Origin of the sequence: Vibrio kyushuensis, assembly GCF_050337325.1 — a bacterium.
Classification (GTDB): domain Bacteria; phylum Pseudomonadota; class Gammaproteobacteria; order Enterobacterales; family Vibrionaceae; genus Vibrio; species Vibrio kyushuensis.
Genome location: NZ_JAKJSV010000006.1, coordinates 424,871 through 439,118, shown reverse-complemented (window position 1 = coordinate 439,118; position 14,248 = coordinate 424,871). Strand labels below are relative to the sequence as shown.

Below are 14,248 nucleotides of genomic sequence, written 5' to 3'. Positions count from 1 at the left end.
TTAACAGGCTTATTGATACTATTGTGGCGAAATCAATGTTTTGGATACCAAATAATGTCACAACTCCTTGCAAAAGCAGACTTAACCCCATTGCAAATGAAAGCAAAACTTAATGAGTTTATGCAAAAAATCACCGCATTAAGTGACCTTTTATGCTTAAATTTGTCCGAGTATCAAGCCGATCATATCGCGTTGCGTATTAATGACCCCGAGCTGGCAAGTTTGGCTCATCAAGAGTGGCAAAAAGAGGGAAGGGTTATTTCAGAGGCTCACATAAACGGACGCCCAATTATTGTCATTGAGTTTGATGCTCCTTTGCAAGGGAGAGAGTGGTCGATTGAATGTTTAGAGTTGCCATACCCAGCGGCAGGAAAGATATACCCTACTCAATCATGGGAGCATGTTGAGTTTGTTGTGCCAAGCGATGCGATGACGGCTGATGAATATCTTGTCGATTTGAAAGCTCGATTCCCAGAATTTAATAATGCTTACGATGAACTTGAACAGCTTGGAGTTGGTGTGAAATTATCAAGCCCTAAGGGAGAAGGGGAGCGACTAAATAATCCAACAGTTGCATTCAAATGGAGTGGAGTGTGCATTAAGCTCCACCCCCACTCATTAAAAGCGATTGTTGAGTCTGAACGCAGTTAATTCTAACTGCACTCGATACGCATCAGGTCTCTATGATTTAGCCAAGATTGCAATCTTTCGGCCTAAGTTGAAATTCACTGGTAGAGCCAATCTCTTGTCCAAGATCGAGCGCATCTTCTTCGTGATGCGCATCGCCTTGAGTGTGCATAATCAATCGGCTAGCTGTTCTAGGTTTCAGTTCATTGACAACGAATCGGATCATATCGCTACGTGTGAGATTTTTGAGCTCTTCTAACACTGTCTCTCTTTGATTAAACTGAACATCTTTATTGCCTATCGCTACCCATAACCGTTGTGCGCGCCCACGAAGCGTGCTGTCTGGCGTTGATATTTGATTCCAGAGTCCTCTTTTACTGATGTGCCATTGATATTCGTTGAGCTCCAGCAAGACCATATAAAATGCATTTAAAAACTCATCAATCGAGCTAATAAGGTCAATAGGGGCGGCGTTTGGGGATTGAACATAAAGAACAATACCAGGATGGCGATTTAGTGGCATATTCCCAGTACCGACCATATAACCCAGCTGCTGCTTGGTGCGGATCTCATGGAAGAAAGTAGCCGACATTAGATGATTGGCCAAAGAGTAGAGTGCGATACTTTTTGGGTGGGTATCTTCGCATTGATAGTAAACAACAATTGCGGAGTCATCTTGATTACAGATGACTTCTTTTTGGAATGTTCCGTTTTTACCCAACATGACTAAAGGTCGCAAAGACTCTTCGTAGGATTGGTTGCTTACCCTAAGAGCGTTCTTTAGTGTATCAGCGAGTGATAAAGCCGCTTTTTTGGTCCAATCTCCATATACGAACATTTCAACGTGAAGTTCACCTAGAATATCATCAACAAATGAAGAGAGCTCTTCAACATCAATGGTTTCAAGTGCTTCAATTAACGTCGCATAAGGAGGGTTGTTAGGTTGTAATAAACCGGTAATTGCATTGAAAAGTTGTGAAATTGGTCGATCTTGAGATGAATTTCGCCAGCTTCGCAATAGTTGTTGTTTAATGGATTCAAAGCGCTCTGAATTAAACTGTCTTGCTGCAAATTGAGCTAGAATCATCTCCATCAAATCAGCCTGCTTTTGGCTGAAACCGGAAATGGAAAGGGTTACTCCACCTTGATGGCAGTACAGGTTATAGCTCATACCTGCTATTTCGGCTTGATAGGTTTCCTTTACCAGTGAATCTAAAAACATCTCCACACAAAGACGTGTTTTAACGATGTTTCTTGGCGTAGCTACAGAATATGGGCTATCGATCGCGACGTAAATCACCCCTTTAGGAACACGAAACTCACTGTCTTGTAAGTGCCAAAGCTTAAAACCATCCTGCTCTTCGATGACTTCTGGAATATCACTGTGTTTTTCGATCTCTTGGGGATCTAAGTCGTAACAGATAAAGGCGTTTTTAGGCGGAAGCATTAAACTACTTTGCTGCAAAGGTGTTTGAAAAATAGCGTGTTGTTGTGAACTAATCGGCGTAATCGAATAGGGCGTGTTATACCATTTTGCTACTTTGTCATAATGACCGTCTTTTGCCACTAGCGTAATGCGAGCGTTGTCTGCGGTAAACGTAGCCAGTAATGAACGAATCAATGTTTCATCGTATTGACTCATCATGTAGTCACCGTAAATCACATCGGATTCATCATAGTGCTGCATGTTAATGACAAGGTGGCTAGCAAGATCAAGCGGCGTTGTTGGCTCTTGAAAGCGGAACGCTGATTCAAGCACCGCCTGCTTTTCTTTATAACGCCACTCATCAAAGCCATCTGCTTCAATCATTTTGATAAAATGAAATACAGATTGGATGATGAGGTCGGTATTTTCTAAGCCTTCATTCGTTAATGTGCAGCTAACAGTGAATTCGCGGTAGTTGTCACCACTTACACCACCCCCCGCAGAAAGAGAGCTAATGTAACCTTGATCTTTGAGTAGCAATAGCAGGCTACCTTCCCCTTCATAACCAAGAAGATGAGCCAAATAAGAGAGAGGTTTTGTTTGGTAGTACTTTTTAATGCTAGCTAACGGAAACGCTATGATGAGTTTTCTAATCTCTTTAACGGGCTCAACTTGAACAATAATATTGGTGCTATTTTCACCCAAGTATGGAATAGCTATCGTTTTATCATTTAGTTGGTTGTTGATGACTTCTGAGAACTTCTCATTCGCCCACGATTCAAGCTCATCAAGAGAGTGGTTACCGACCAAGGTTAGTGTCATTAGGTCGGCGGAATACTGATTTTGATAAAAGGCTATAATTTCGTCGCGAATAGACCCACTGTCGTTGTCACTGAGAGTTTCAATGTTACCGACTGAAAACTTTGCAAAAGGGTGGGCCTGGTTAATGGTCTCTTTATGAACTTGATAGAGGCGTCGAGCATCATCTTGAAGCTTCATCTTATATTCAGACTCAACCGCTTCACGCTCTTTTTCTAAAGCTTCATTGTTAAATAGAGGGTGAGTAAAAAACTGACTAAAACGATCAAGAGACTGGTTGAAAGCGTTTGGTGCAACATCGAAGAAGAAACAGGTGTGCTCAGTGCCAGTCCAGGCATTGTTGCTGCCACCGTGTTGACTAATATAACTCTGAAACTCTCCAACTTTGGGAAACTTTTCAGTGCCTAAGAACAACATGTGCTCAAGAAAATGAGCTAAGCCTTGTCTTTCGTTAGGATCATCAAAATGACCTACTTTAACGGCTAGTGCTGCAGCAGATTTTTGTGCATTTTGATCGTGAACTAATAAAGTTCTTAACCCATTAGATAGCGTGATATAGCGATAAGTATTAGTATCATTTGGGCTTAAATGCACAGTGGATCTCCGTCTCGATGGGCGCAAGAACTAAGGTCAATAGACCGTTAAATTGTAATAATTCGATAACAAGTATGACTGTTGAAATCATCTCCTGCAAACTTAGGCTCGCTAATAGTTATAATAAACGTTACTTAAGTCTCGGATTTCAATAGATTGTTAGAAAAGCCAACCGAATTAGCATGACGCTTGATATAATTATCCATAAGTAATAATAAATTGATAGAGCAGCGATAGACTGCAATTGAAGTGATTATTTTCACCAAACTCAAATGTTTTTAGGAAGCCCAAAATGAAAATTTTTATTATGCGTCATGGTGAAGCAGAACACTTTGCTGCTTCAGATGCAGAAAGAGCATTAACTGTTGGTGGTCGTTCAGCCTCAATTTCGGTTGCAAAGGCGTGTACCCAGCAAGGTTTCTCACAGTTTGATAAAGTACTAGTGAGTCCTTACTTACGAGCGCAGCAGACATGGAAGGCGATCAGCCAAGAATTCACGGCTAACCAAGTCGAGACTTGTGATGATATTACTCCTTACGGTCAGTCGCCTCAGGTCTTTGACTATGTCAACGCACTGATTGAACTGGAGCAACCTGAATCTATATTGTTGGTTTCTCATTTACCATTAGTTAGCTATTTAACCGCAGAGTTTGTTACTGACATTGTTCCCCCTATGTTTCCTACATCAGGGCTTGTTTGTATCGAATTTGATGCAAAAAAACAAAATGGAACCTTGCTGTGGAATATTCATAGCTAGATGTTGAATTACCACTCAGAGTAAATATCTGATCTCAGGGTAACTATTTGATCTTCGGGCTCCTACTTTCAGCCAACTTTTTGACGTGTTCGGTGGACTAAATCTTGCATCCACGGATAAATCTATTTAAAGAAAGCTAATTTTAGAATTCAGGCCACTAGCGAATCTATGAAATTTACTCTTCCATTTGCGGATAAACTTCCATCAATCCCACAGCGTAGTATGCCGGCTATAGGCGCGCCAGTAATGGTACTGGCGACGTTGGGAATGATAATCTTACCGATTCCAGCGTTTATCCTCGATCTTTCATTTACCTTCAATATCGCTTTAGCGATGGTCGTTTTATTAGTTACGGTTTACACACGTCGACCGTTAGATTTCGCTGCGTTTCCTACCGTCCTACTTATCGCTACATTATTACGTTTAGCACTTAATGTTGCCTCGACTCGTGTCGTTTTATTACATGGTCACGAAGGGCCGGGCTCTGCGGGTAAAGTGATTGAAGCTTTTGGTAACGTTGTTATCGGTGGTAATTACGCTGTTGGTCTAGTGGTATTCCTTATCTTGATGATCATTAACTTTATGGTTGTGACTAAAGGTGCAGGACGTATTTCAGAAGTAAGTGCCCGCTTTACGTTAGATGCGTTGCCTGGTAAGCAAATGGCAATCGATGCGGATTTGAATGCAGGCCTAATTGATCAAGACCAAGCGCGATTACGACGCTTTGAAGTAACCAAAGAAGCCGATTTTTACGGTTCAATGGATGGTGCTTCAAAGTTTGTTAAAGGTGATGCCATCGCAGGCATCTTGATTCTGTTTATCAATATTATCGGTGGCTTGGCCATTGGTATGGCGCAATATGGTTTAGGCTTCGGAGAAGCAATCGAAATCTATACCTTGTTGACGATCGGTGATGGTCTAGTTGCACAAATACCTTCGCTGTTACTGTCAATTGGCGCTGCCATGATGGTTACTCGCCAAAATACCGACGAAGACATGGGCCAGCAAGTTGTCTTCCAAATGTTTGATAATCCAAAAGCCCTGACCATAACTGCAGCTATTCTTGCGGTTATGGGGGTTGTTCCCGGTATGCCTCACTTTGCCTTCCTGTTATTGGCTGCAATTGCAGGAGGCAGCGCTTATGTTATTACTCGTAAGCAGAAGAAAACGGAAGAAGAAGCCAAGCTGCCAGCAACAATCGAGAAAGAGTCATCAACGCCCAAAGAACTCTCTTGGGATGATGTTCAGCCCGTTGATATTATTGGATTAGAAGTAGGATATAGGCTCATTCCACTGGTCGACCGAGATCAAGGTGGTGAGCTATTAGAACGGGTTAAAGGGGTGAGAAAAAAACTCTCCCAAGATTTTGGTTTTCTTATTCCAGCTGTACATATTCGCGATAACTTAGAGCTCACGCCTAACAGTTATCGCATCACTTTGATGGGGGTGGCGGTTGGTGAAGCTGAAATTCGCCCGGATCAAGAGTTGGCGATAAATCCGGGTCAAGTTTATGGAATGATAGAAGGTGAGCACACGATCGATCCCGCTTTTGGTCTAGAAGCGGTGTGGATTCGTGAAGAGCAACGAGAGCATGCTCAAGCGTTAGGTTACACAGTGGTGGATTCATCAACTGTACTTGCGACTCATTTGAGTCAATTATTAACCAATAACGCATCACAATTAATTGGTCATGAAGAAGTTCAAAACTTGATGGAAATGCTATCAAGAAGTGCACCTAAACTGGTTGAGAATTTTGTACCCGATCAGTTGCAATTAGGCACCGTAGTTAAGGTTCTACAAAACTTACTCAATGAAGCGATACCGATTCGAGATATCAGAACAATCGTTCAAACCTTGTCTGAATACTCTAGTAAGAGTCAAGAACCTGACATTTTGACAGCAGCAGTTCGCATTTCTTTGAAACGATTAATTGTTCAAGAAATCAATGGTATAGAGCCAGAATTGCCAGTGATTACCTTGATTCCTGAGCTGGAACAAATATTGCATCAGACTATGCAAGCATCAGGGGGAGAGTCAGCGGGTATTGAGCCTGGGTTAGCAGAACGACTGCAAAGCTCATTAAGCCAAGCGACTCAAGAACAAGAATTAAAAGGTGAGCCAGCTGTATTGTTAACTTCTGGTGTACTGCGTTCAACCCTTGCGAAGTTTGTTAAGAACACTATCCCATCATTGAGGGTGTTGTCTTATCAAGAAATTCCAGATGAGAAACAAATACGAATTGTACAAGCGGTTGGAAATTAAGGGACTTGCTAGACCAATTCAAATATGGACATAGACTTTGAAAATTAAACGATTTTTTGCCAAAGATATGCGCTCTGCACTGCTTCAAGTCAAAGAAGAACTCGGTGCTGAAGCGGTGATCATGTCTAATAAAAAAGTCGCCGGTGGTGTAGAAATTGTTGCAGCTGTAGATGGTGATCAAGCACCTCGTCAAACAGCAGGTAGCCAATCAGCGACTAACTATACCTCCAGACCAAGAAATGAATCTACACAAGCGGCCGCTGCAAAACCACAGCCGACGCCACGCCAGCTTGCTAATGACAAGGTAAGCTTACAAGCAGGTGCCGATTCAGGAAAATCCATGACTAAGCGCTTTGCTAACATGCTAAAGCAATACAGTAACGGCGAACCTGAATCAGAGCATCGAGCAGACAATGAAGATTCATTGACGGCACTTCTTAAGCGTCAGCGAAGTGCAGAACGTAGTTCAAATAATAATCGTGCCTCTAACAGGCCGAATAACGAAAATAACGCTAACGGTATGTTGTCTAATCCAGACTCACCTTTAGCTAAGTTGATTGCTCAAGATAGACGCACTGAAAGAGGTGCTCCTAAGCTTGACCCAACTCGATACGACAAGCCTCGCCGCGAAGAACAAAACGCAGGAGCAGAAGAGCTTGAAGGGATGCGAGAAGAGATGACGTCAATTCGTCGCTTACTTGAACATCAAGTATCGGGGCTTATGTGGCAAGAAGTTGAACGACGTGAACCACTGCGAGCAATGCTAATCAAGCGATTAGAAAGAATGGGCGTATCCCTTGAGTTAGCGGATCAACTGGCATGTTACATCCCGGAAGATACAGCGCCACCCAAAGCGTGGAAAGCCTTGCTAGGTCTAGTGGCTGATCAAATACCAGTCGCAAAAACAGATATTTTAAAACGTGGTGGTATTGTTGCGTTACTTGGGCCAACCGGCGTAGGTAAAACAACCACCATTGCTAAATTGGCAGCACGTGCCGCGATGGAATATGGGTCTGATAACGTCGCATTAGTAACAACAGACACCTATCGCATTGGCGCACACGAACAACTCTCCATTTATGGAAGAATTATGGGGTGCCCTGTAAGAGTTGCTAAAGATTCCAATGAGTTAGCCGATGTAATATATCAGTTGAGAAATCGCCGTTTAATTTTGGTCGATACAGCCGGTATGGGGCAGCGTGATGTGCGCTTATCAGAGCAACTAGACACGCTTATGCAAGAGAGTGGTGAGGTGATACACAGTTATCTAGTATTACCAGCCACTGCTCAACGAAAAGTTTTACAAGAAACCATAGAGCATTTTAGAAGAATACCGCTCTCTGGTTGCATCATGACTAAACTGGATGAATCACTCAGTTTGGGTGAGTTTTTAAGTGTTATTGTTCAAAACGCCTTACCCGTTGCTTATATAGCAAATGGTCAGCGAGTACCTGAAGATATTGTTTTGGCACAACCAAAATACATGGTAGCGAAAGCGAACGAATTACTTGAAAAGTCGACAGATAATGAACCTCACTACTGGAATAGTGACTCAGAAGAGGGGCTCTAGGCGGCGCAATTATATGACAGATAAAATGATTCATGACCAAGCAAGTGGCTTACGCCGATTAACTCAACCATCACAGACGAAAGTTATTTCTGTGACAGGTGGTAAAGGTGGTGTTGGTAAATCAAATGTAACTTTGGGGCTAGCTATTTGTATGGCGCGCCAAGGTAAAAAAGTGACTGTGCTGGATGCTGACTTAGGGTTAGCGAACGTTGATATCATGCTTGGAATTCGTCCAAAACGAAATCTGGGTCATGTATTGGCGGGGGAATGCGAGCTTCGAGATGCGATTGTGGAAGGCCCACATGGCATCAAAATCATTCCTGCGACATCAGGAACGCAAAGCATGACAGAGCTATCTCATGCACAACATGTCGGATTAATTCGTGCGTTTGGTAGCTTAGAAGAGGAAATGGACATACTGTTAATAGATACCGCAGCGGGTATCTCAGACATGGTTGTCAGTTTCTCGCGCGCAGCACAAGACGTTGTTGTTGTTGTTTGTGATGAGCCTACATCGATCACAGATGCATATGCACTGATCAAACTTTTGAGCAAAGAGCATCAGGTTCAACGCTTTAAGATTGTTGCAAATATGGTCAGAAGCTATCGAGAAGGGCGAGAATTATTCGCAAAGTTGACCTTGGTCACAGAGAGGTTCTTGAATGTCAGCCTTGAACTCGTAGCATGTATCCCATTAGATGATAAAGTGCGTCAAGCGGTTAAAAAACAAAAGATTGTAGTGGATGCATTTCCGAGATCTCCTGCAGCATTGGCCATTAGTTCACTAGCGAACAAAGCAGTAACATGGCCGATACCCAAAACGCCAAGTGGGCATTTGGAATTTTTTGTTGAGCGATTGCTAAATCGGACCGACATATTAGGGGAATCACTGAGTGAATAAAGCGCTGACTTACGATCAATACGCGAATCAAAATAGCCAAAAATTATTTTTGGAGAAATATTCCGTGTTGGTTAAACGCATAGCGCATCATCTCATTGGACGTCTTCCCCCAAGTGTACAAGTCGATGACCTAATTCAAGCCGGCATGATCGGCCTGCTTGAAGCTCAAAAAAATTACGACGGCACTAAAGGCGCAAGCTTTGAAACCTACGCTGGCATACGAATTCGCGGGGCCATGCTCGATGATATTCGTCGTGGAGACTGGGTTCCGCGCTCAGTACATAAGCATAATCGAGAAATCGGCCAAGCAATCTCAGCACTAGAAGGCGAGCTAAATAGAGACCCAACTGATGCGGAAGTTGCAAATCACCTAGATATGTCGCTAAAACAGTACCACACTGTTTTAACAGATATAAATTGTTCTCGGTTAGTTGGTATTGAAGATTTAGGTATCTCAGACGATGCTATTTCTCCGGTAGAAGATGATAAAAACACTCCGTTTAGCGGTGTTGCGGATGAGTTTTTTAGAAAAGCATTAATAGAATCAATAAAATCGCTACCAGAGCGTGAAGCCTTAGTACTTTCGCTTTATTATGATGAAGAGTTAAACTTAAAAGAAATTGGTGAAATTATTGGTGTGAGCGAATCTCGTGTCAGCCAAATATTAAGCCAATCAATGCAGCGTCTACGTACTAAGTTAAGTGCTTGGACTGAACATGAATAACAATCACTGATATCACTCTCAGTGGAGGCAATTTTGAATAAAAATATGAAGATCCTTATTGTTGATGATTTCTCAACAATGCGTCGTATCGTTAAAAACCTACTACGTGACTTGGGGTTTAATAATACTCAAGAAGCAGATGACGGTCTTACTGCGTTGCCAATGTTAAAAAAAGGCGAGTTTGATTTTGTCGTAACAGACTGGAACATGCCAGGAATGCAGGGAATCGACTTACTAAAGAATATTAGAGCCGATGAAGAATTAAAGCATCTGCCAGTATTAATGATCACTGCAGAAGCAAAGCGTGAGCAGATTATCGAAGCTGCACAAGCTGGTGTTAACGGATACATTGTTAAACCATTCACGGCAGCTACGCTTAAAGAAAAACTTGATAAAATTTTTGAGCGTTTATAAGTCAAAAGTTGTAGACAATTATTAAGCGCAATTAAGGCCAAATCAGGATGATTTCACTAGAACAGGCAAAACAACTTGTCGAGCTACTTGAGAGTGAGCAACAACAGGAAGCTGACACGCTGGTAAAAACTATCTATGAGAGTGGAGATAGCTCCATGCTTAATGAGATAGGAGCGCTGACTCGAGATCTCCACGATTCACTTCAGAACTTTCATATTGATGAACGCATGAGTGAAATCGCAAAAGATGAGATTCCCGATGCTCGCGATAGGTTGAAATACGTTATAGAAAAAACGGAAGTTGCAGCCAATAAAACAATGGATGCCGTTGACCGTTGTATGCCTATCGCAAATAACCTTCATGAGGGCCTTAATCAAGTAAGGCCTCAATGGAATGAGTTAATGCACGGTCGAATTGAATTAGCTCAGTTTAAAGCACTGTGTCACCGCATCGACGGATTACTAACTGAAGTCGAAGGTGATAGCACTGAGTTGAAAGGCCAATTGACTGAAATATTGATGGCACAAGATTTCCAAGATCTTACCGGGCAAATAATTAGCCGTGTCATCACATTGGTTAATGAAGTTGAAGATCGCTTAGTTGAGATTCTTACTGTATTTGGTACTAGCCAAAAGCAAGAATCAGAAGATAACAAGAATAAAGCATCAATCAGTCCTGAAGGACCAATTTTGAATCCTAATGAGCGAACGGATGCAGTTTCATCTCAAGATGAAGTCGATGACTTACTCTCAAGTCTTGGGTTTTAGGGGTAACGTATGAGCTATGATTTAGACGAAGATATTCTGCAGGACTTTTTAGTTGAGGCGGGTGAAATACTCGAATTACTTTCTGAACAACTTGTTGAGCTAGAAAATAACCCTGACGATAAAGAACTTCTCAACGCTATATTCCGTGGGTTTCACACAGTTAAAGGTGGCGCGGGCTTCCTTTCCCTAACGGAACTGGTTGATACCTGTCACGGCGCTGAAAACGTGTTTGATATTTTGCGTAACGGACAGCGCTCCGTAACTTCAGGTTTAATGGACACGATGTTGCGTGCTTTAGATACCGTTAACGCGCAGTTTAAAGCGGTTCAAGACTCAACACCGCTTCCAGTGGCAGATCAAGAACTACTTGATGAGCTTCATCGCATGTGTCGACCTGAGTCTGAAGATGAAGTAGCCGAAGAGCCTGCTGCACCTGAGGCTGTAGCTCCTGAGCCAGTCGTTACACCCACTCCAGAACCTGTTTCAGCTGCCCCAGCAGCATCAACGGATTCTGTAGGGTCACTTGATGAAATCACTCAAGATGAGTTTGAAAAGCTTCTTGATGAACTACACGGTAAAGGTACTGCGCCAAATCTAGCAGCCTCTACGCCTGCAGCAACAGAACCTGCTAAGCCAGCGGCTCCAGCTGCAAGTGCAGATATGAGCGGTGATATTACCGATGATGAGTTTGAAAAGCTTTTAGATGAATTGCATGGTTCAGGGAAAAGCCCTCAAGCCGCATCAACGCAAGCTCCAACACCTCCTCCAGCACCTGTTCCGCCTAAAGCTCCTGCTGCAGCTGCCGGTGGTGATGATTTAATGTCTGACGCTGAGTTTGAAAAGCTTCTTGATGATTTACATGGTTCGGGTAAAGGTCCTTCTCCGGATGAATTAGACGCAGCAACTCAGCCTGCAGCTGCGGCAGTACCACCGCCACCACCTGCACCAAAAGCTGCGCCTGCTCCAAAACCTGTAGCACAGCCAAAACCAGCCCCTAAAGCTGAAGCTAAACCGCCAGCGAAAAAAGAAGCCCCAGTTCCAGCAACTCAAGCGAAAAAACCGCAAGCTGAAGCGACTGTGCGTGTTGATACCTCAACGCTTGATACCATTATGAATATGGTCGGTGAGTTGGTATTGGTTCGAAATCGACTGCTTAGCCTAGGGTTAAACAGTAATGATGAAGAGATGGCTAAGGCTGTATCAAATTTAGATGTCGTTACTGCAGACCTACAAGGTGCGGTAATGAAAACTCGTATGCAGCCAATTAAGAAAGTGTTTGGTCGCTTCCCACGAGTTGTACGTGATTTAGCGCGTAGTTTGGATAAAGACATTACGCTTGAAATGCGTGGTGAAGATACTGATTTAGATAAAAACCTTGTTGAAGCTCTAGCCGATCCACTGATTCACTTGGTGAGAAACTCGGTCGATCATGGTATCGAAATGCCTGATGATCGCGCAAAGGCAGGTAAACCTCGCAATGGTAAAGTGATACTTTCTGCTTCTCAGGAAGGTGACCATATTGAACTGGCCATCGTTGATGATGGTGGTGGTATGGAGCCTGATAAGCTTCGTGCGATTGCCGTTAAGCGTGGCATGATGGATGAAGACGCAGCGTCTCGCTTGTCTAATAAAGAGTGTTTTAACTTAATCTTTATGCCGGGCTTCTCAAGTAAAGAGAAGATCTCTGATATTTCTGGACGTGGTGTTGGTATGGACGTGGTGAAAACCGCAATTAACACATTGAATGGTTCTATCGATATCGATTCTGAGCTTGGCAAAGGTACTAAAATTACTATCAAAGTTCCGTTGACGCTTGCGATCTTACCAACGTTAATGGTCGGTGTGGCGGGGCATCCTTTTGCACTACCACTCGCAAGTGTAAATGAGATTTTCCATCTTGATTTAAGCCGTACAAACGTAGTCGATGGTCAACTCACCATTATTGTTCGAGAAAAGTCTATTCCACTGTTCTATTTGCAGAATTGGCTAGCACCTCAAGCGGGTGTTGTTGAATTGAGAAAAGGACACGGTCATGTTGTTATTGTGCAAATTGGCAGCCAGAGAGTCGGGTTTGTTGTTGATACCTTGATTGGTCAAGAAGAGGTGGTGATTAAACCACTTGATAACTTGCTGCAAGGCACGCCTGGTATGGCAGGTGCAACAATCACTAGTGATGGACACATAGCACTAATTTTAGACGTACCAGATCTGTTGAAGCAGTACGCTGCCGCATCAAGAATCTAATTTACGTCAACAGATAAAAGGGAACCTATGGCGATTAAAGTACTCGTAGTAGATGATTCTAGCTTCTTTAGGCGTAGAGTTAGCGAGATCATTAATTCAGAATCGCGATTAGAAGTGATGGATGTTGCTGTTAATGGTAAAGAGGCGGTTGAAAAAGCGAAAACGCTAAAGCCTGACGTTATTACCATGGACATTGAGATGCCCGTAATGGATGGCATAACGGCTGTAAAACAGATTATGGCAGCCTGCCCAACGCCAATACTGATGTTCTCTTCGTTAACTCATGATGGCGCTAAGGCTACACTTGACGCATTAGACGCTGGCGCACTCGATTTTCTGCCTAAGAAATTTGAGGATATTGCACGTAATCGAGATGATGCTGTTGCGCTACTTCAGCAGCGTGTTATTCAAATAGCATCAAAGCGTGCAATGATGAGAAGAGCCCCAATCGCTCCTCGTCCTACAAGCACATCGGCACTCGCTCCAAAGCCTGCTATTGGTACTCGAACTGCTCGTCCTGCCGCGCCAACCGCAGCCGCTCGATTTAAAGCGAGTGGTAAAAAATATCAATTAACAGCCATTGGTACATCGACTGGCGGTCCTGTAGCGTTACAGAAAATTTTAACAAAATTACCGGCTAATTATCCTCATCCAATATTGTTGATACAGCATATGCCTGCGACGTTTACTTCAGCCTTTGCAAGTAGGCTGAATTCGTTGTGCAAAGTTGAAGTAAAAGAAGCACAAGATGGTGATATGTTGCGTCCGGGTGTTGCGTATCTCGCGCCAGGTGGCAAACAAATGATGGTTGACGGTCGCCCAGGCTCAGCAAGGTTGAGAGTCATTGACGGTGGTGAACGAATGAATTACAAGCCGTGTGTTGATGTTACTTTTGGGTCTGCGGCTAAAATATACGCTGATAAAGTTCTATCAATGGTATTAACCGGAATGGGGGCCGATGGTAGAGAAGGCGCAAGAATGCTTAAATCGGCTGGTGCTACTATATGGGCGCAAGACGAAGAGAGCTGCGTTGTATATGGAATGCCACAAGCGGTAGCAAAGGCGGGAATCTCAACTGAAGATTTACCACTAGATCGTATTGCAGAACGTATGCTCGTTGAAGTTGGTATCGGGTAGAGGAAA

At 43.2% G+C, this 14,248-nt stretch carries 11 protein-coding genes; 10 read left to right on the top strand and 1 reads right to left on the bottom strand.

Annotation, left to right across the window (positions count from 1 at the left end):
* Positions 1–54 precede the first annotated feature (54 nt).
* Positions 55–651, top strand: a complete 597-nt coding sequence (locus L4D20_RS15550) for a VOC family protein (RefSeq protein ID WP_428802514.1) — start codon at positions 55–57, stop codon at positions 649–651.
* A gap of 37 nt (positions 652–688) precedes the next feature.
* Here the strand turns inward: L4D20_RS15550 and L4D20_RS15545 are convergent, their stop codons facing one another.
* Positions 689–3,466: an insulinase family protein gene (locus tag L4D20_RS15545; RefSeq protein WP_428802513.1), complete on the bottom strand. Its 2,778-nt coding sequence runs from the start codon at positions 3,464–3,466 to the stop codon at positions 689–691.
* Positions 3,467–3,758: 292 nt separating this feature from the next.
* Between L4D20_RS15545 and sixA the strand changes: the two genes are divergently transcribed.
* The 9 genes from sixA to L4D20_RS15500 all read left to right on the top strand — a co-directional run bounded on the left by sixA (position 3,759) and on the right by L4D20_RS15500 (position 14,242).
* Entirely contained in the window at positions 3,759–4,223 is a 465-nt protein-coding gene (gene sixA / locus L4D20_RS15540) for a phosphohistidine phosphatase SixA (protein ID WP_428802512.1), read from the top strand.
* 168 nt (positions 4,224–4,391) lie between these two features.
* Positions 4,392–6,485: a flagellar biosynthesis protein FlhA gene (flhA, locus tag L4D20_RS15535; RefSeq protein WP_428802511.1), complete on the top strand. Its 2,094-nt coding sequence runs from the start codon at positions 4,392–4,394 to the stop codon at positions 6,483–6,485.
* A 37-nt stretch (positions 6,486–6,522) separates the two neighbouring features.
* Positions 6,523–8,055 carry a flagellar biosynthesis GTPase FlhF gene (gene flhF, locus L4D20_RS15530; RefSeq protein ID WP_428802510.1) on the top strand — a complete coding sequence of 511 codons (1,533 nt, stop codon included), beginning with the start codon at positions 6,523–6,525 and terminating at the stop codon, positions 8,053–8,055.
* Between the two features lie 13 nt (positions 8,056–8,068).
* Positions 8,069–8,956: a MinD/ParA family protein gene (locus L4D20_RS15525; protein WP_428802509.1), complete on the top strand. Its 888-nt coding sequence runs from the start codon at positions 8,069–8,071 to the stop codon at positions 8,954–8,956.
* Complete coding sequence (locus L4D20_RS15520) at positions 8,949–9,680, top strand: RNA polymerase sigma factor FliA (RefSeq protein ID WP_428802508.1); 732 nt, start codon at positions 8,949–8,951, stop codon at positions 9,678–9,680. The genes L4D20_RS15525 and L4D20_RS15520 overlap by 8 nt, the downstream gene beginning before the upstream one ends.
* A gap of 45 nt (positions 9,681–9,725) precedes the next feature.
* Positions 9,726–10,094, top strand: a complete 369-nt coding sequence (cheY, locus tag L4D20_RS15515) for a chemotaxis response regulator CheY (protein WP_232767174.1) — start codon at positions 9,726–9,728, stop codon at positions 10,092–10,094.
* 47 nt (positions 10,095–10,141) lie between these two features.
* Entirely contained in the window at positions 10,142–10,861 is a 720-nt protein-coding gene (locus tag L4D20_RS15510) for a protein phosphatase CheZ (RefSeq protein ID WP_428802507.1), read from the top strand.
* A 9-nt stretch (positions 10,862–10,870) separates the two neighbouring features.
* A complete protein-coding gene (locus L4D20_RS15505) occupies positions 10,871–13,105 on the top strand; it encodes a chemotaxis protein CheA (protein ID WP_428802506.1) in 2,235 nt (744 codons plus the stop codon).
* Between the two features lie 27 nt (positions 13,106–13,132).
* Entirely contained in the window at positions 13,133–14,242 is a 1,110-nt protein-coding gene (locus tag L4D20_RS15500) for a protein-glutamate methylesterase/protein-glutamine glutaminase (RefSeq protein WP_428802505.1), read from the top strand.
* The last annotated feature ends 6 nt before the right edge of the window (positions 14,243–14,248 follow it).